At 60.8% G+C, this 16,480-nt stretch carries 16 protein-coding genes and 1 pseudogene; 12 read left to right on the forward strand and 5 right to left on the reverse strand.

The features are described from left to right. Positions 1 to 17: 17 nt before the first annotated feature. From B9Z39_RS14500 to B9Z39_RS14510, 3 genes are read right to left on the reverse strand one after another with little or no spacing between them, the layout of a single operon-like run. Positions 18 to 938: an ABC transporter permease gene (locus tag B9Z39_RS14500; RefSeq protein ID WP_100147833.1), complete on the reverse strand. Its 921-nt coding sequence runs from the start codon at positions 936 to 938 to the stop codon at positions 18 to 20. Next, positions 938 to 2,032, reverse strand: coding sequence for an ABC transporter permease (locus tag B9Z39_RS14505; protein ID WP_108302184.1), 1,095 nt, complete (start codon positions 2,030 to 2,032; stop codon positions 938 to 940). Before B9Z39_RS14505 ends, B9Z39_RS14500 begins: the two co-directional genes overlap by 1 nt. Beyond that, on the reverse strand, positions 2,019 to 3,572 hold the full coding sequence (locus B9Z39_RS14510) for an ABC transporter ATP-binding protein (protein WP_108302185.1): 1,554 nt from the start codon (positions 3,570 to 3,572) through the stop codon (positions 2,019 to 2,021). Before B9Z39_RS14510 ends, B9Z39_RS14505 begins: the two co-directional genes overlap by 14 nt. 94 nt (positions 3,573 to 3,666) lie before the next feature. On the opposite strand from B9Z39_RS14510, the gene xdhA reads away from it, so the two are divergent. Genes xdhA through B9Z39_RS14540 form a run of 6 tightly spaced genes read left to right on the forward strand, consistent with a single transcriptional unit; the run spans position 3,667 to position 9,825 of the window. Next, positions 3,667 to 5,097, forward strand: coding sequence for a xanthine dehydrogenase small subunit (xdhA, locus tag B9Z39_RS14515; RefSeq protein ID WP_233249023.1), 1,431 nt, complete (start codon positions 3,667 to 3,669; stop codon positions 5,095 to 5,097). Further along, the gene (gene xdhB, locus B9Z39_RS14520; protein WP_108302187.1) at positions 5,094 to 7,409 is read left to right on the forward strand and encodes a xanthine dehydrogenase molybdopterin binding subunit; all 2,316 of its coding nucleotides are present in this window, start codon (positions 5,094 to 5,096) and stop codon (positions 7,407 to 7,409) included. The genes xdhA and xdhB overlap by 4 nt, the downstream gene beginning before the upstream one ends. Continuing rightward, positions 7,406 to 8,776 (forward strand): guanine deaminase, encoded by a 1,371-nt coding sequence (gene guaD, locus B9Z39_RS14525; RefSeq protein ID WP_108302188.1) that lies wholly within the window; start codon positions 7,406 to 7,408, stop codon positions 8,774 to 8,776. The genes xdhB and guaD overlap by 4 nt, the downstream gene beginning before the upstream one ends. Before the next feature lie 15 nt (positions 8,777 to 8,791). After that, a complete protein-coding gene (locus B9Z39_RS14530; RefSeq protein ID WP_100147827.1) occupies positions 8,792 to 9,073 on the forward strand; it encodes a type II toxin-antitoxin system RelE/ParE family toxin in 282 nt (93 codons plus the stop codon). A gap of 9 nt (positions 9,074 to 9,082) precedes the next feature. After that, a complete protein-coding gene (locus B9Z39_RS14535; RefSeq protein ID WP_100147826.1) occupies positions 9,083 to 9,385 on the forward strand; it encodes a HigA family addiction module antitoxin in 303 nt (100 codons plus the stop codon). Further along, a complete protein-coding gene (locus B9Z39_RS14540) occupies positions 9,382 to 9,825 on the forward strand; it encodes an acyl-CoA thioesterase (RefSeq protein WP_369823346.1) in 444 nt (147 codons plus the stop codon). Before B9Z39_RS14535 ends, B9Z39_RS14540 begins: the two co-directional genes overlap by 4 nt. Positions 9,826 to 9,827: 2 nt before the next feature. Here the strand turns inward: B9Z39_RS14540 and B9Z39_RS14545 are convergent, their stop codons facing one another. Further along, complete coding sequence (locus B9Z39_RS14545; RefSeq protein ID WP_108302189.1) at positions 9,828 to 11,135, reverse strand: glycerate kinase; 1,308 nt, start codon at positions 11,133 to 11,135, stop codon at positions 9,828 to 9,830. Positions 11,136 to 11,260: 125 nt separating this feature from the next. On the opposite strand from B9Z39_RS14545, the gene B9Z39_RS14550 reads away from it, so the two are divergent. The 5 genes from B9Z39_RS14550 to B9Z39_RS14570 are packed head-to-tail and all read left to right on the forward strand — an operon-like array spanning position 11,261 to position 15,403. Beyond that, on the forward strand, positions 11,261 to 11,950 hold the full coding sequence (locus B9Z39_RS14550) for a GntR family transcriptional regulator (RefSeq protein ID WP_108302190.1): 690 nt from the start codon (positions 11,261 to 11,263) through the stop codon (positions 11,948 to 11,950). A 29-nt stretch (positions 11,951 to 11,979) separates the two neighbouring features. After that, positions 11,980 to 12,519, forward strand: coding sequence for a VOC family protein (locus B9Z39_RS14555; protein WP_108302226.1), 540 nt, complete (start codon positions 11,980 to 11,982; stop codon positions 12,517 to 12,519). A 25-nt stretch (positions 12,520 to 12,544) separates the two neighbouring features. After that, a complete protein-coding gene (locus B9Z39_RS14560; protein ID WP_108302191.1) occupies positions 12,545 to 13,411 on the forward strand; it encodes a fumarylacetoacetate hydrolase family protein in 867 nt (288 codons plus the stop codon). 3 nt (positions 13,412 to 13,414) lie between these two features. Next, the gene (locus B9Z39_RS14565; RefSeq protein ID WP_108302192.1) at positions 13,415 to 14,410 is read left to right on the forward strand and encodes a zinc-dependent alcohol dehydrogenase family protein; all 996 of its coding nucleotides are present in this window, start codon (positions 13,415 to 13,417) and stop codon (positions 14,408 to 14,410) included. 24 nt (positions 14,411 to 14,434) lie between these two features. Beyond that, the gene (locus B9Z39_RS14570; protein WP_108302193.1) at positions 14,435 to 15,403 is read left to right on the forward strand and encodes a tripartite tricarboxylate transporter substrate-binding protein; all 969 of its coding nucleotides are present in this window, start codon (positions 14,435 to 14,437) and stop codon (positions 15,401 to 15,403) included. A 163-nt stretch (positions 15,404 to 15,566) separates the two neighbouring features. On the opposite strand, the gene B9Z39_RS14575 is transcribed toward B9Z39_RS14570, so the two are convergent. Continuing rightward, the gene (locus tag B9Z39_RS14575; RefSeq protein ID WP_146183342.1) at positions 15,567 to 16,265 is read right to left on the reverse strand and encodes a hypothetical protein; all 699 of its coding nucleotides are present in this window, start codon (positions 16,263 to 16,265) and stop codon (positions 15,567 to 15,569) included. 93 nt (positions 16,266 to 16,358) lie between these two features. On the opposite strand from B9Z39_RS14575, the pseudogene B9Z39_RS14580 reads away from it, so the two are divergent. Continuing rightward, positions 16,359 to 16,463: pseudogene (locus tag B9Z39_RS14580) on the forward strand (IS5/IS1182 family transposase); the annotation flags it as partial. Positions 16,464 to 16,480 lie beyond the last annotated feature (17 nt).

A 16,480-nucleotide genomic window follows, 5' to 3' on the forward strand; every position in this document is an offset into this window, starting at 1 on the left:
GTGAGGTGGGAAATAAATTATGAGCCAGGAAAAAATGGCTTGCCAATCGAGGCGGGCATGTTGACGCGCAACCAGGTAGGGTTGCGTGAAATCAAAGCCAGCACAGCAATGGTGGCGAGGTAAGGCAGCATGCTCAAGAACTGGCTCGGGATATCAACCCCCGTGGCCTGCAAATGAAACTGCAACATGGTGACGCCACCAAACAAGTAAGCACCAAGCAACACACGTGCCGGGCGCCATGTGGCAAAGGTGGTCAAGGCCAGGGCAATCCAGCCCTTGCCCGCAATCATGCCCTCGACCCACAGCGGGGTGTAAATGATGGAGATGTAGGCACCCGCCAAACCACACAACGCCCCCCCGGCCACCACGGCCATGAGTCGGATGCGACGCACCGGGTACCCCAAGGCATGTGCCGACTCGGGCGACTCGCCCACCGCACGCAACACCAAGCCAGCGCGGGTGCGGTACAAGAAATAAATCAGCACCAGAGTCAAAGCAATTGCGCCATAAACCAGCGGGTGGTGACGAAACATGGCAGGCCCCACCCATGGCAAGTCACCCAGCAGCGGCACCGAGAACTGCATGCGTTCAGGCAACTTGGCCTGCACGTAGCTCACCCCCACAAAAGCCGAGAAGCCGCCGCCAAACAAGCTCAGCGCCAAGCCGGTGGCGTATTGGTTGGTGCCCAGCCATATCACCAACACACCAAAGGCCGCAGCCAACACCGCCCCTGCGCCCATGCCGGCCAAAAAACCCAGCACATCGTTGCCGGTGTGCGACACGGTGGCATAGCCCGCAATGGCGGCGCACAGCATCATGCCTTCGGCCCCAAGGTTGACGATGCCCGCTTTCTCGTTGATCAGCAGCCCCAGCGATGCCAACGCCAAAACGGTGCCCGCATTCATGGTGGCGGCCCACAACAGTGCATAACTGTCCATCATGAGGCGCCCCCTTTCAGCGCCGGCACCGAGGGCACGGCAGGCACCCAGCGCAGCTTGTATTGCATCAAGGTGTCACAAGCCAACAAGGTGAACAGCAGCAACCCTTGAAACACGCCCGTCAAAGAACGCGGCAGCCCCAAGCGCGACTGCGCCAGCTCGCCGCCGATGTAGAACATGCTCATCAACAAGGCCGACAGCACCATGCCCACCGGGTGCAAGCGCCCGACAAAGGCCACGATGATGGCAGCAAAGCCATAACCCGCAGGCACAAACGGCGTGAGTTGGCGCAAGGGCCCCGCCACCTCCAGCCCGCCCGCCAAACCCGCTGCAGCTCCCGAGCTGAGCAAAGCCAGCCACAAGGCGCGACGTGACGAGAAACCTGCGTAGCGCGCCGCATCGGGCGCCAAGCCGCCCACCTGCTGGGCAAAGCCCGCACGGGTGCGAAACAAAAACACCCACAAGGCCCCCACACCCGCGAGCGCCAGCAACACGCCAATATTCACACGCGTGCCGGGGATGAGCTTGGGGATTTGCGTGACCGCATCAAAGGTTTTGGTTTGCGGAAAGTTGTAGCCCAGGGGGTCTTTCCAGACACCGTAGACCAAGTAGTTCAACACCATCACCGCCACGTACACCAGCATCAGGCTGACCAGAATTTCGCTGGCATTGAAGCGGTCGCGCAGCCAGGCCGTCAAACCCGCCCACACCATGCCACCCAGCACACCGGCGAGCAGCACCCACACCCAGTAGCCGCTCAGGCTGTTGGCATCGGCCAGCAGCGCCACCCCTGAGGCAAACACCGCCCCCATGACAAACTGGCCTTCGGCGCCAATGTTCCAGATGTTGGAGCGAAAGCACACCGCCAGCCCCAGCGCAATCAGCAGCAAGGGCGTAGCTTTGACCAGCAGCTCAGACAAGGCGTACACGCTTTTGATGGGCTCCCAAAAAAACACCGTCAGGCCGCGCAACGGGTCTTTGCCCAAGGCCATGAACAACAACACCCCCAACACCACGGTGATGGCCAGCGCCAACACGGGCGACGCGTAGCGCCACACGACAGAGGCCTGGGCACGAGGTTCAAGCCGCAGCATGGGGCACCTCCTGTTGCGCAACATCGTGTGCAGGGGCATCCCACAAGCCACTCATCCAAGCGCCAATGCGCGACACGCTGGCTTCTTCGCGCGTCAAGGCAGGTGACAAGCGCCCGTTGGCGATCACATGCAAACGGTCTGACAGTTCTAACAATTCGTCCAACTCCTCACTCACCACCAACACCGCACAACCGGCGTCACGCAGCGCCAGCAAGGCGGCGCGGATTTGTGCCGAAGCCCCCACGTCCACCCCCCAGGTGGGTTGCGAGACGATCAGCAATTTGGGCGCAGCCTCGATCTCGCGCCCCACCAGAAACTTTTGTAAATTGCCACCCGACAACGAGCGCGCAGGCGCGTCGGGCCCACCCGCCTTGACTTGGTAGCGCGCGATGATGGCCTGCGCTTGCTCGCGCAGCAGCGCCAAATTCAACCAACCCAAACCGCCCCGTTTCGACACCGCCTCATGCCGGGTGAGCAACAGGTTTTGCGCCAAACTCAGGCTGGGCACAGCGCCGCGGCCCAAGCGCTCTTCGGGCACAAAATGCAGCCCCAGATCGCGGCGTCGCTCGGGTCCCCAATGCCCCATGGCTTGGCCCTGGAATTGAATGCTGTCACGCGCTGCGCGTGTGTCTTCGCCCGACAAGGCATACAGCAGTTCACGTTGGCCATTGCCCGACACACCGGCAATGCCCACTACCTCACCCGCGCGCACCTGCAAGTCGATGCCACGCAGGTCCACCCCAAAGGGGTCAGAACGTGTCAAACGCAAATCGCGCACGCTGAGCACCTCGGGCCCCGGTTGGTAGCTGCGCAGGCCTAGCTCGGGCGGCAAAGAGCCAATCATCAATTGGCTCAACGAGGCATTGGTTTCTTGGCGTGGGTCGCACACACCGGTCACGCGCCCGGCACGCATCACGGTGCAGGCGGTGCACAGCGCACGGATTTCGTGCAGCTTGTGGCTGATGTACAAAATGCTGCGCCCTTCGCTGGCAAGCTGGCGCAACACCACAAACAACTTCTCCACCGCCTGGGGCGTGAGCACCGAGGTGGGCTCGTCCAAGATCAAGAGCTGGGGGTTGGTGAGCAAAGCACGGATGATCTCTACGCGCTGCATCTCGCCCACGCTCAGGGTGTGCACCGGGCGGGCCGGGTCGATGTCCAAACCATATTGCGAGGCGGTGTCGGTGATGCGTTGCGTCACCTGTGCCAGGCTGAACGACTTGTCCAGCCCCAACCACACGTTCTCGGCCACGCTCAAGGTGTCAAACAAGCTGAAGTGCTGAAACACCATGCTGATGCCTAAACGCCTGGCCTCTTGCGGGTTACGGATGTGTACCACCTCACCTTGAAAGCGAATCTCGCCCGCATCGGGCTTGACCGCACCGTAGATGATTTTCATCAGGGTGGACTTGCCCGCACCGTTTTCGCCCAGCACGGCATGAATTTCACCGGGTTGCACCACCAAGGACACCCCATCATTGGCCACCACCCCCGGATAGCGTTTCGTGATGCCTTGCAAAGATAAAAGAGGATGTGTCATATTGCATCAGCGTGTTTGCACTAATCTTGCTAGGAAGGTTGGAACTATGACCAAGCAAAAACCATCCCAAGCCTCTTTGAACTCAGAGCCACTGATGTTTGTTCGACGTGGAGAGACTCTGGCGCTGAACAATGTACCACCGGACCGCACGCTGCTTGACCTGCTGCGCGAGGACCTGCGCAGCTGCGACACCAAAGAAGGTTGCGCCGCAGGCGACTGCGGTGCCTGCACCGTGGTGGTGGCTGAAGCCAGCGAGGGTCGCTTGAGCTACCGCGCCATCAACAGCTGCATTCGCCCAGCCCATTCGGTGCATGGCTTGGCCGTGTGGACAGCGGGCGACCTGGCCACGACGGCCGGTGACCTGCACCCGGCACAACAGGCCATGGTGGACCACCACGGCTCGCAATGTGGCTTTTGCACACCCGGCTTTGTGATGAGCCTATTTGGCCTGTACCAAGACAGCGTGTGCCAGGGTCAAACGGTGAACCGTGAACAGGCGCAACACGCGCTGTCTGGCAACCTGTGCCGCTGCACCGGCTACCGGCCCATCGTGCAAGCGGCCTGCCACATGGGCGACTACCCGGTGCAACGCGTGGACGAGCCCGCGCTGTTGCAAGCGCTGGCAGACATTGAACCGCGCAAACCCCACAGCGACTACGTGCTGCCCGAACGCCTGGAAGACTTGCTGCGCGCGCGTAGCCAGTCACCCCAAGCCACCCTGATTGCGGGGGCCACCGACGCTGGCCTCACGCTGACCCAAGGCCGGCAGCGCTGGCAGCAAGTGATTGACCTCAGTCGTGTGGACGAGTTGCGGCAGGTGGAAGACTACCCACGCCACATCGCCATCGGTGCAGCGGTGAATTTGCAGCACGCGTTCGAAGCGCTGGCACAAGAGCGCCCGCACGTGCAGGCCTTTGCCGACCGCTTTGCGGGCTGGCCCATCCGCCAGTCGGGCACCCTGGGCGGCAACGTGGCCAATGGCTCACCCATTGGCGACAGCATGCCCTTGTTGATTGCGCTGGGTGCGCATGTGGTGTTGATGGCGTGGCGGCGTCACCGCATCGTGCACCGCGAACTCCCGCTGGAAAACCTCTACACCGGCTACCGACAAAACCTGATGGCCCCCGACGAAGTGCTGTGCTGGATCAAGGTGCCGCGCCCCACGCCGCACGAATGGCTGGGAGCCTACAAAGTGTCCAAGCGGGTGGAAGACGACATCTCGGCCATTTGCCTGGTGGTGCAACTCCAGCGCCAGGGCCAGCGCATCACCCAAGCCAGCATCGGCGTAGGGGGCGTGGCCGCCACGCCCGTGCGCGCCGTGCGCACCGAGGCCGCGCTGCTGGGCCAGCGCTGGACGCCAGACACCGTGCAGAAGGCGCAAGCCGTGCTGCGCCAAGAGTTTGACCCCATCTCTGACATGCGCGCGAGCAGCGCTTACCGCCGCGAGGTGTTGGGCAATTTGTTGCAACGCGCCTGGTTGGAGAGCACAGGCCAGACCGAGATTCGCCTGGAGGACTTGGCATGAACACCACCCACACCCTCTATGAAAGCGCCATCCACGAAAGCGCTGATCAGAAAAGCGCTTTTCACGAAAGCGCTGTGCACCATGTGCAAGGCAGTGCCGCCTACATCGACGACATGGCCCTGACCGAAGGCACGCTGCACGCAGCCCCCGTGCTCAGCACCGTGGCCTGCGGTCAGGTGCGCGCGCTCGACCTGAGCGCCTGCCTGCAAGCACCCGGTGTGCGCGGCGTGGTCACAGCCGCCGACATCGTGGGCGACCCCGTGCTGGCCGCCTACACCCACGACGAACCCATCTTTGCCAGCGATCGCGTGTCGCACGTGGGCCAGGTCATGGCTCTGGTGTTGGCCGACACCCACCAGCAGGCTTTGCACGCCACACGCTTGGCACGCATCGACGTGGCCGCCGAGCCCCCGGTGCTGGACGCACGCACCGCCTTGCAGCAACAGTCGTTTGTGTTGCCCCCCGTGCACGTGCGCAGCGGCGACACCGAGGCGGCCTGGGCACAGGCGCCACACCAACTCGCGGGCCAGTTGGAAATTGGTGGCCAAGAACACTTTTATTTGGAAACCCAAATTGCCTACGCCGTGCCGCAAGGCCAGCAGCAATGGCTGGTGCATTCCAGCACCCAGCACCCGGGCGAGGTGCAGCACTGGGTGGCCCATGCCTTGGGGCTGCCGCTGCATGCGGTGCGGGTGGTGTGCCGCCGCATGGGCGGCGGCTTTGGCGGCAAAGAAACACAAGGCGGCCACCTGGCCGTGTGGGCCGCAGTGGCAGCGCACAAAATGAAGAGCCCGGTCAAGATGCGGCTGGACCGCGGGGACGACATGCTGATCACCGGCAAGCGCCATCCGTTCAGCCACGACTACCAGGCTGCCTTCGACGACCAGGGCCAACTGCTGGGGCTGCGTTCGGTGCAAATGGCGCACTGCGGCCACAGCGCCGACCTGAGCGGCCCGGTGGCGGACCGGGCCATTTTTCACACCGACAACGCCTACTTTTTGCCAGCGGCAGACATCACCTCGTACCGCTGCAAAACCAACACCCAAAGCCACACCGCTTACCGCGGTTTTGGTGGCCCTCAGGGGGTGTTGCTGATCGAAACTGTGATGGGTGACATCGCGCGTGCGCTGCACCTCGACCCACTCGATGTGCGCCTGCGCAACCTGTATGGCGTGCAAGACCGCCACACCACACCCTACGGCATGCGGGTGGAAGACAACATCTTGCACCCCCTGATGACGCGCCTGGCCGACGACTGCCACTACCGCACCCGCCGCGCCGCACTGGCCGAGTGGAACGCGCAACACACGGTCATTCAACGCGGCATGGCGCTGACGCCCGTGAAATTTGGCATCAGCTTCACGGCCACACATTTCAACCAAGCAGGTGCTTTGGTGTCTGTGTTCACCGACGGCAGTGTGCTGGTCAACCACGGCGGCACCGAAATGGGCCAGGGCCTGCACACCAAGGTGTGTGGTGTGGTAGCCCAAGTGTTTGGTTTGCCCATGACGCAGGTACGCATCAGCGCCAGCGACACCGACAAAGTGGCCAACGCCAGCGCCACCGCCGCCTCCAGCGGCACCGACTTGAATGGCCGTGCCGCACAAACCGCCGCACTGTCTGTGCGCAGCAACTTGGCACAGTGCTTGGCCCAACTCGATGGCTGCACGCCAGAAGAGGTGGTGTTTGCCAACGCCCAGGTCAGCACGCCCCACACCACGCGCAGCTTTGTGCAAGCGGTGCAACTGGCCTACAACCAGCGCGTGCAACTGTGGAGCGATGGTTTTTATGCCACGCCCAAAATCCATTACGACCGCCACACCCTCACGGGTCGTCCGTTTTATTACTTTGCCTATGGCGCGGCGTGCAGCGAGGTGGCCGTTGACACCCTGACGGGCGAGTACCGGCTGTTGCGCGTGGACATCTTGCACGACGTGGGCCAGTCGCTGAACCCGGCCATTGACGTGGGCCAAATCGAAGGCGGCTTTGTGCAAGGCCTGGGCTGGCTCACCACCGAAGAGTTGGTGTACAACAGCGCCGGTGTGCTGCAAACCAAAGGCGCCAGCACCTACAAAATTCCCACCGCCGCCGATGTGCCCGAACACTTTGCCGTGTCGCTGTGGCCCGAGGCCAACCGCGAAGACACCGTGGGTCGCAGCAAGGCCGTGGGTGAGCCGCCGTTCATGCTGGCCATCAGCGTGTACGAAGCGTTGCGCGAAGCCATTTCCGCCGCACGCGGCGACAACTCGCCCGTGCAACTCGACACGCCCGCCACCCCTGAGCGCGTGCTGCACGCCTTGAAGCACCCATGAGCCCCACACCCCCCCGTGCCCAGCGCACCGACTGGCGCGGATGGCGCGCCGCCCTGCTGTGGTTTGCCGACAGCCAGCACGCCACGCCCTTGCATGAAACCGATGGCCTGCTGGTCACCGCCCGCGACGCCGACGGCACCGTGCGCGTTCAAGCCGTGGGCAACTACGCCAGCTTGATTGGCCACTACCCCGATCTGGCCGTGACGCACTTTGCAGGCCACCTGATTGCGCCGGGCTTTGTGGACCTGCACATCCATTACCCGCAAACCGACGTCATTGCCTCACCCGCCGAGGGCTTGCTGCCTTGGTTGGAGCACTACACCTTTCCCCACGAGCAGCAGTTTGCCGACCCGGCGCACGCACGCGGCGTGGCCCGCTTTTTCTTGGATGAGTTGATGCGTCACGGCGTCACCACCGCGTTGACCTTTGCCACCGCACACCCGGCGTCGGTGGACGCCTTCATGATGGAAGCACAAGCCCGCGACTTGCGCATGATCACCGGCAAGGTGCTGCAAGACCGCCACAGCCCCGAGGGCTTGCGCGACCGCGACACCGCGCAAAGCTTGCAGCAAACCGAAGCGTTGATTCAACGCTGGCACGGTGTGGACCGCTTGGGCTACGCTATCACCCCGCGCTTTGCGCCCACCAGCACGCAGGCACAACTGCACGGCGCGGGCGAGTTGGCACAGCAACACCCCACGGTGTGGATTCAGTCCCACGTGGCCGAGAACCTGGACGAAGTGCGCTGGGCGCATGAACTCTTCCCCCACGCACGCAGCTACCTGGATGTGTACACCCAGGCGGGTTTGCTGCGCGAGCGGGCGGTGTATGCGCACTGCATCCACCTCGACGACACCGACCGCCGCTGCATGGCCGAGCGCGGTGCGGTGGCCGCCATCAGCCCCACCAGCAATTTGTTTTTGGGCAGCGGCTTTTTTGACTACGCCAGCGCCGACCGCTGTGGCTTGCGCTACGGCTTGGCCAGCGACGTGGGCGGCGGCACCAGCTTCAGCCCGTTTCACACCATGCACGCGGCCTACACCGTGGCGCGCCAAGCGGTGGGGCGCGCAGGCCTGAGCCTGAGCCCGGCGCACCTGTGGTGGCAACACACCGCAGGCGCAGCACGGGCCTTGGGGCTAGACGGCGTGGTGGGCAATTTGCAAGTGGGCTGCGAGGCCGACTTTGTGGTGCTCAACCCCAACGCCACACCGCTGCTTGCACGCCGCAGCGCACAAGCCGAGTCGCTGGCCGAGTGGCTGTTTGCCTTGGTGGTGCTGGGTGATGACCGGCTGGTGGCGCACACGGTGGTGCAAGGAGAAACCTTCAAGCTTGGGCCAAACCTTGCTGAAGACGCATGTGTCGCATGAAGATACAATGGCAGCGTGATTAAAACGTTCAAACACAAAGGGCTACAGGCTTTCTTTGAGAGGGGCAGCAAATCTGGCATCCAAGCTGCTCACGCTGCAAAGTTGTCGAGGCTTCTGTCACGTTTGAACGAGGCCACACACGCCCAAGATATGAACTTGCCTGGTTGGCGCTTGCACCGACTGAGTGGCGCACATCTTGGGGGCCACTACTCAGTTTGGGTCAATGGCAACTGGCGAATCACGTTCACCTTTGACGGCTTGGATGCTGTCTTGGTGGACTATTTGGATTACCACTGAAGGACCACCATGCATAACCCACCCCACCCCGGCCTGACCTTGCGTGATGACGTGTTGCCCGCCCTGGGCTTGGGCGTGAGTGAAGCTGCGCGCCAACTGGGCGTATCACGCGTTGCGTTGTCGCGCGTCATCAATGGCAGAGCGGCCATATCGCCCGATATGGCACTTCGCCTGCAAGCATGGTTAGGTTTAGAAAATGGAGGCGACGCCAAGCTGTGGCTCGCAGAACAAACAGCCTACGACCTCTGGCAAGCCGGCAAAGGTTTGAAAAAAGAACTCGCAAAACTCAAACCCGCGTTAATGCCTGCATGATCATTCACTTCATGAATAAAACCATCATCTTCACCCAACAGGTCGAGTTTGGCGACTGCGACCCGGCCCGCATTGTCTGGTTCCCCAATTTCTTTCGCTGGATCGATGCGGCCTCACGTCACTTCTTTGTGCAATGCGGTGTGCCGCCCTGGCATGAAACCGAAAAAACCCTGGGCGTCATTGGCACACCGCTGGTGGACACGCATGCACGGTTTGTCAAAACCGCCAGCTATGGCGACGTGTTGCAAATCCACACCCACATCGCTGAGTGGCGCGCCAAAAGTTTTGTGATGCGCTACCGCGTCATGCGCGACGACGACCTGATCATGGAGTGTGACGAGGTGCGCATCTTCGCCGCGCACCGCGAGGGCGACAACGCAACGCAACCCGGCATCCGCGCCATCGCCATTCCGCCAGAGATTCGCAGCCTCTGCGAGTGAACTCACAGCACCAGCAAGGCGCGAAAGTCGTTGACGTTGGTGAAGGTGGGGCCCGTGATCACCAAGTCGCCCAGCGGCTCAAAAAAACCATAGGCGTCGTTGCGGTCTAGATGCGCCGAGGGCTTCAAGCCCAGCGCTGCGGCACGCGCCAAGGTGTCGGGGGCCACGCGGGCACCGGCGTTGTCTTCGCTGCCGTCAATGCCATCGGTGTCGGCCGCCAAGGCCCACACACCGGGCTGCGCTTGCAGCGCTTCGGCCAGCCCCAAACAAAATTCACCGGCCCGCCCGCCTCTGCCTTTGGGCGTGCCAGGGGGTTGGGCACGCACCGTCACCGTGGTCTCGCCGCCACTCAAAATGACACATGGCTTTTGAAAAGGCCCCAGACCACGCGCCGACGCACGGGCCAGCGCAGCATGCACCTTGCCCACTTCGCGCGACTCGCCTTCTATTTCGTCACTCAGCACATAGGCGTTCAAGCCCGCTGCACGCGCCACCTGCGCTGCCGCTTCGAGTGACTGTTGGGGCGTGGCAATCAGGTGCACCGGTTGTTCATGCCAGGCAATGCCGAGCTTGGGGGTTTCCAGCGCGCCCGACAACAAGGCCGCCTCCACCTGCGGCGACACCGCAATGCGGTAGCGCTGCAAAATGGCCAGCGCGTCGGCACAGGTGGTGTGGTCACACACTGTGGGGCCACTGGCAATGACCGAGGGGTCGTCGCCTGGCACGTCGCTGATGGTGAGCGTCACCACTTGGGCTGGTGCACAAGCCGCCGCCAAGCGCCCACCCTTGATGCGCGAGAGGTGTTTGCGCACACAGTTCATCTCGGTGATGTTGGCGCCGCTGTGCAGCAAGTCGCGGTTGATGCGCTGCTTGTCTTGCAGGCTCACGCCCTCCGCAGGCAAGGTCAACAAAGAGGAGCCGCCGCCCGAGATCAGGCACAGCACCAAGTCGTCTTTCGTCAACCCCTGGGTCAAGGCCAAGATGCGCTCAGAGGCGGCCAAGCCTGCGGCGTCGGGCACTGGGTGCGCAGCCTCCACCACCTCAATGCGTGCGGGCAAACCCGCTGGGCGCGGCGGCGTGTGGTGGTAGCGCGTGATCACCAGGCCTGAGAGCGGCTGGTCTGCGGGCCACAAGGCTTCGACCGCCTGCGCCATGGCCCCACCTGCTTTGCCTGCGCCCAACACCAGGGTGCGGCCCTTGGGCGGTGGGGGCAACCACGCGGCGGTGTTGTGCAAGGGCAAGGCGCGCTGCACGGCGGCATCAAAGAGTTGGCGCAGGAAAGCTTGGGGGTCGAGGGTGAAAGCATTCATCACGCTATCGTAGCGCCGCACACCTCACGCCCCGAAGTCACGCGTCGTGAAGGCGCAGCCATCATCTTGTCGGCAGGGTTTGCACCAGCATGCACAATTACATTTTTATGCACAATTTGTAAATCATGCAAGAAATGAGCGCCAACACCACCGTGTCTGAACAAGCATTTCAGGCACTTCGACACGATGTGCTGTCGGGTCGGCATGCTCCCGAGTGCAAGCTCAAACTCGATGCACTGCAAAACCTTTATGGCTTTTCCAGCAGCCCCTTACGCGAGGCGTTGAATCGCTTGGTGCAAGAGGGGCTGGTCAAGGCCGACGAGCGGCGGGGCTTCAGGGTCACGCCCATCTCGCCCGCCGATTTGAGCGACATCACCAAAATGCGCCTGATGCTGGACATCCCCGCCTTGACCGACGCCATCCGCGCGGGCGATGACGCCTGGGAGGCCCATATCGTGGCCGCCTTTCATCGGCTGGAGAAGATCGAGTCAAGGCTGCCGCAAGGTCCGGTAACGCTGGACTTTGAATGGAGCCAGCGCCACCGGGATTTTCATTTTTCGCTGATTGCGGCTTGCCCCTCGGAGCGGCAATTGGCATGGAGCATGAGCCTGTTCGATCAGGCCGAACGCTACCGCCACTTTGCAGCGCGCAATCGCACCGTTTCCAAAAAGAAAGACTCCGAGCACCGCGCGCTGATGAACGCTGTGGTGCGACGCGATGCCAAAACAGCCGCCCTGCTGCTTTCAGAACACATTGCCAGCACGCAAACCAACGTGATGGCCGCGTTCAAACAACAAGCCAAACAGCGCGGCTGAATGCACACCTACACCCCAAGGAGATGCCCATGCTGAATGTCAGTCACCCCACCCCCTCGCATTTCGGCATTTATGTGACCGATGTAGAGAAGATGGTGCACTTTTACAAAACGGTCTTCGGTCTGGTCGAGACCGACCGTGGTGTGGGCAAGACCTTCAAGGCGCCTCTGGTTTTTTTAAGCGCCAGCCCTCACCAACACCACCAACTGGTGATTGCAGGTGGCCGTCCTGTCGAGGCGACCTTCAGCACCGTCATGCAACTGTCTTTTGCGGTGCCTTCCATCCAGTCGCTTCGGGACATCAAAGACAAGGCCGTTGCCTTGGGCGCCAGCAAGTTGCTGCCGTTGAACCACGGCAACGCCTTGTCGGTGTACTTTGCAGACCCAGAAGGCAACACCGTGGAAATCTACATCGACATGCCCTACTACATCTCGCAGCCCCACGGCGACCCCTTGGACCTGAGCCAAGACGACGACACCATCTTGCGACAGACCGAAGCCATTTGCCGCAGCGACCCGAGCTTCATGCCCATCGAACAATGGCAAGCCCAATTCGCCCACGCCCACTGACTCTTTCATTCATCAAGGAACCCTCATGAAACTGCTTTCGTTCATCCACCAAGGCCGCGAAACCTGGGGCGCGCTGGTCGGCCCTGACGCCATCGTCGATCTGGGCAAGGCCATGCCGCAATACCCCACACTGACCGATTACATCGCCTCGGGGGCTTACCTTCAGGCCAGCACATATGTGGCCAACAAGACCGCCGACGTGCGGCTGGCAGACATCACCTTCCTGCCGGTCATCCCGAAGCCCGAAAAAATTGTCTGCGCCGTGCGCAACTACATGGACCACCACCAAGAAGTGCTGGCCGCAGGCATGCACCGCGAGCTGTCGCAAGAGCCGCCCATCTTTTTGCGGGTGTGGCGCTCGCAAGTGGCCCATGGCCAGCCCATCATTTGCCCCAAGGTCTCGGACTCGCTCGACTGGGAGGGCGAACTGGCTGTGATCATTGGCAAGGAAGGCCGCAACATCCCTGAGGTCCAAGCCTTTGACCACGTTGCGGGCTACTCTTGCTACAACGACGGCAGCGTGCGTGAATGGCAATTTCACGCCAAGCAAATTGCCTCGGGCAAAAACTTCGAAGCCACAGGCGGCTTTGGCCCGTGGATGGTCACCGCCGATGAAATTGCGCCGAACCAGCAACTCAAACTGGTCACCCGACTCAATGGTGAAGTGGTGCAGTCGAGCCACACGGGCCACATGATTTTTTCTATCGCCAAACTCATCAGCTACGCCTCCACCATCTTCACCCTGGTGCCGGGCGATGTGATTGCCACCGGCACACCTGCCGGTGTGGGTTGGAGCCGCAAGCCCGCTTGGTTCATGAAGCCCGGTGATGTGTGCGAAGTGGAAATCGAAGGCATTGGCACACTGGTCAACCCCATCGCGGCGCAAGCCTAAAACATGAAGGCCATACAAGTCCAGGTGCCCGGTGGCCCTGAAAGCCTGATTGAAGTGGACGTGCCTGAGCCGCTTCCTGGGCCTGGACAGGTGCGTGTCAAAGCCCGCGCCATTGGCGTGGGCCGGCCCGATGTGCTGATTCGCCAAGGCACCTACAAATGGATGCCCCCACTGCCCGCCATTCCCGGCGCTGAAATGGCCGGAGAGATTGATGCCATTGGCGAAGGCGTGCAACTGTGGCAGCCTGGTGACCGTGTGCTGGTGAGTGCGCGTGAACTGGCGCAACGTGGCGGTTGCTACGCGCAAGCCATCGTGGTGCCAGAAGATGCCCCTTACCGTTTGCCCGCCACACTGGCGTTTGAAGATGCGGTGAGCTTGCCCAATCTGCAACTGGCTTTGGCGCTGATGCGTGTGGCCGGAGAAGTGCATGGCGCGAACCGGCATGCCTTGATCACCGGCGCTTCAGGCGGCGTAGCGGGCATGCTTTGCCAAGTGGCCAAGCACAAAGGCTTGACCACCATCGGCACCAGCCGTAGCGCCGACAAAAGCCGCTTTGCACTTGAGCAAGGTTTTGACCACGTGATTTGCACCGCACAAGACGATGTGAAAGCGCGCATCCAGCACATCACCCACGGGCATGGCGTGGCCCTGGTGTTTGACCATCTGGGTGGTCAAAGCCTGATTGATGGCCTTCACAGCCTGGCCCCTTGGGGCACGCTGGTGTCTTACAACATTGTTCAGGGCATGCCCAGCGAAGACGTGTTCAAGGTGCTGCGTAATTTGCTGGGCAAAAGCTTGGCTGTGCGCTGTTTTTCGATGCACACCTTGGATGAAGACGTGTCACTCAGGCGCGCATTGATGCACGAAGCCATCACGCTCATGGCCCATGGCCAAGTCAAAGCGCCCGAATGCCAAATTTTCAAACTCAGTCAGGTTCGCACAACCCATGAGTTGCTTGACCGTGGCATGGTCAGCGGAAAGCTCGTCATGCACCCGTGAAACCCAAATCTGAGAGGAGACAACATGCTTCGCAGAAACGTACTCATCGCCCTAGGCGCCGGATCGCTGGGCTTGGCACCTCACGTGGGCGCACAAACCTATCCTGAGCGCCCCATCAAAATTCTTCAGGGCTTTGCACCCGGTGGCAACGCCGATGCCATTGCCCGAGCCGTGGGCCAAGAAATGAGCAAAGGCCTGGGGCAAGCCATGGTGGTGGAGGCACAGGCCGGAGCAGGTGGAACCATTGCGGCGGCGACCGTGGCCAAAGCCAAACCCGATGGCTACACCTTGCTGCTGGCCACGGGCGGACATGCGGTGGCAGGCGCGCTCTACAACAACTTGGCGTATCGCACGGTGCAAGACTTTGAGATGGTCAGCACCATCACCTATTTCCCGTTCCTCATCGTGGTGCCGGCCAACAGCAAGTTTGCAAATTTGTCGGCCTTGTTGGCTGCGGCCAAGGCCAACCCTGAGCAAATCAGCTACGGCACAGCAGGCATTGGGTCAACCCACCACTTGGCTGGTGAACTGCTGGCCAGCATGTCTAAGACGCAGCTGCTGCATGTGCCCTACAAAGGCGACGCGGGCTCACTCACCGCCTTGTTGGCGGGTGACATTCCGATGATCATTGCGCCACCCACTGCGGTGATGGCCAACATCAAGGCCGGCAAACTGCGTGCCCTGGCGGCAACCGGTGCGCAGCGCTGGCCCGTGCTGCCAGACGTGCCCACTGTGTCGGAGCAAGGCGTAGCCAACTATGACGTTCGCTCGTGGGCTGGCCTCATGGCACCCGCAGGCACACCAGCAGCCGTCATTGACCGGCTGAATGCAGAAGTGCAAAAAGCACTGTTGGTGCCTGCCGTGAAAGCGCGGCTGGAAGACATGGGCGGCGAAGCGCGTGGCAGCACACCCGAAGAAATGAAAAACATGGTGGCCAGCCAGACGCAAAAATGGATTCAGGTTGTTGCCGAAGCAAAGATACCTAAACAGTGATTTGTTCGGCTTGAACGCAAACCAACCCGACTGCTACAAGTTAAATTTAGGGGTGCAATCGCATTTCATCGTCTACCCAGCGCGGCACGCCAAGACCTGAGGCGAAGAGCTTGTGGAATAGTTCATCGTGTCTAGAACTTATCGAAGGCGCACTGGTCCTGCTTCATCGTTGTGAGACGAACGAAAGAAATTCAGCACCCATATTTGTCACTTTTAGCGAGTTTCTGGCTGACTGTTCTTTGGCAACGTAGCCTGCTTTTGATTCAAACTCAGGCAAATCCTCAAGGTCTGCCGCATTAATCAAACCCTTGTAGTCAAGATCTCTAATGTAAGCTCGCATTACATTTAGTGACAAATTTGGCGATTCTTCTTGCGTCAACATTTGAAACGCCGCCTCCATGGATCTGACCTCTTTGAAAGCGTCTTCGTTTTTTGAGATGGCATGCAAAATACCTAGGTGCGAAACAGTCAATTCATCGATGTACCGCAGATATTGAAAGGCTAAATCCTCATTACTAAACTCAAGCTCTCCCACAGAGAAAAGTGCGTTTTTGAGTGCTTCTATCTTTGCTTGCTGATGATTTTTTAGCGCTATCGGAGTGGCTTGGAGCAAAAACGATGTGAATCTCTCGCTCTGCATTAGCTGCTCAACACTAATATTTAGTTTTCGCTGCAAATCATTGATTGCGGCCGTAACTTGGAGCATCCAATGTTCTTGCCGCCGAGACAAGTTGTCGTTTACACACCCCGCAACTTCAGCAAGTGCACCACCTACTAATGGAACGAAGCCCAAAACAATTTTGACAACAGTCATGTCGCGGGTTTCGCCTTGATCTAGCGGAGCTTTTATTTCGTCAGTCATAGGTTTCTTTCTGCTGTCTTGTTTTACCAGGGCGTGTCATTATTTTGGTGATGTCGACCATTCAATGCGTATTGCCATAAAGGGCACAAAGCAATGGGACACAGATACGCATTGAGAGACGACCAATGGGAGTGCATCAAAGAACTACTTCCGGGATGCCCGGGGCACGTCGGTGTCACGACCAAGGATAACCGGCTGACCACCACCAGCCAGTG

This window comes from Limnohabitans sp. JirII-29 (assembly GCF_003063395.1).
Lineage (GTDB): Bacteria > Pseudomonadota > Gammaproteobacteria > Burkholderiales > Burkholderiaceae_C > Limnohabitans.

What these genes read in the sequence shown, in the direction of transcription:
- B9Z39_RS14500 (WP_100147833.1), bottom strand. Translation starts at nt 938, where the DNA reads ATGGACAGTTATGCACTGTTGTGGGCCGCCACCATGAATGCGGGCACC.
- B9Z39_RS14505 (WP_108302184.1), bottom strand. Translation starts at nt 2,032, where the DNA reads ATGCTGCGGCTTGAACCTCGTGCCCAGGCCTCTGTCGTGTGGCGCTAC.
- B9Z39_RS14510 (WP_108302185.1), bottom strand. Translation starts at nt 3,572, where the DNA reads ATGACACATCCTCTTTTATCTTTGCAAGGCATCACGAAACGCTATCCG.
- xdhA (WP_233249023.1), top strand. Translation starts at nt 3,667, where the DNA reads ATGTTTGTTCGACGTGGAGAGACTCTGGCGCTGAACAATGTACCACCG.
- xdhB (WP_108302187.1), top strand. Translation starts at nt 5,094, where the DNA reads ATGAACACCACCCACACCCTCTATGAAAGCGCCATCCACGAAAGCGCT.
- guaD (WP_108302188.1), top strand. Translation starts at nt 7,406, where the DNA reads ATGAGCCCCACACCCCCCCGTGCCCAGCGCACCGACTGGCGCGGATGG.
- B9Z39_RS14535 (WP_100147826.1), top strand. Translation starts at nt 9,083, where the DNA reads ATGCATAACCCACCCCACCCCGGCCTGACCTTGCGTGATGACGTGTTG.
- B9Z39_RS14540 (WP_369823346.1), top strand. Translation starts at nt 9,382, where the DNA reads ATGATCATTCACTTCATGAATAAAACCATCATCTTCACCCAACAGGTC.
- B9Z39_RS14545 (WP_108302189.1), bottom strand. Translation starts at nt 11,135, where the DNA reads ATGAATGCTTTCACCCTCGACCCCCAAGCTTTCCTGCGCCAACTCTTT.
- B9Z39_RS14550 (WP_108302190.1), top strand. Translation starts at nt 11,261, where the DNA reads ATGCAAGAAATGAGCGCCAACACCACCGTGTCTGAACAAGCATTTCAG.
- B9Z39_RS14555 (WP_108302226.1), top strand. Translation starts at nt 11,980, where the DNA reads ATGCTGAATGTCAGTCACCCCACCCCCTCGCATTTCGGCATTTATGTG.
- B9Z39_RS14560 (WP_108302191.1), top strand. Translation starts at nt 12,545, where the DNA reads ATGAAACTGCTTTCGTTCATCCACCAAGGCCGCGAAACCTGGGGCGCG.
- B9Z39_RS14565 (WP_108302192.1), top strand. Translation starts at nt 13,415, where the DNA reads ATGAAGGCCATACAAGTCCAGGTGCCCGGTGGCCCTGAAAGCCTGATT.
- B9Z39_RS14570 (WP_108302193.1), top strand. Translation starts at nt 14,435, where the DNA reads ATGCTTCGCAGAAACGTACTCATCGCCCTAGGCGCCGGATCGCTGGGC.
- B9Z39_RS14575 (WP_146183342.1), bottom strand. Translation starts at nt 16,265, where the DNA reads ATGACTGACGAAATAAAAGCTCCGCTAGATCAAGGCGAAACCCGCGAC.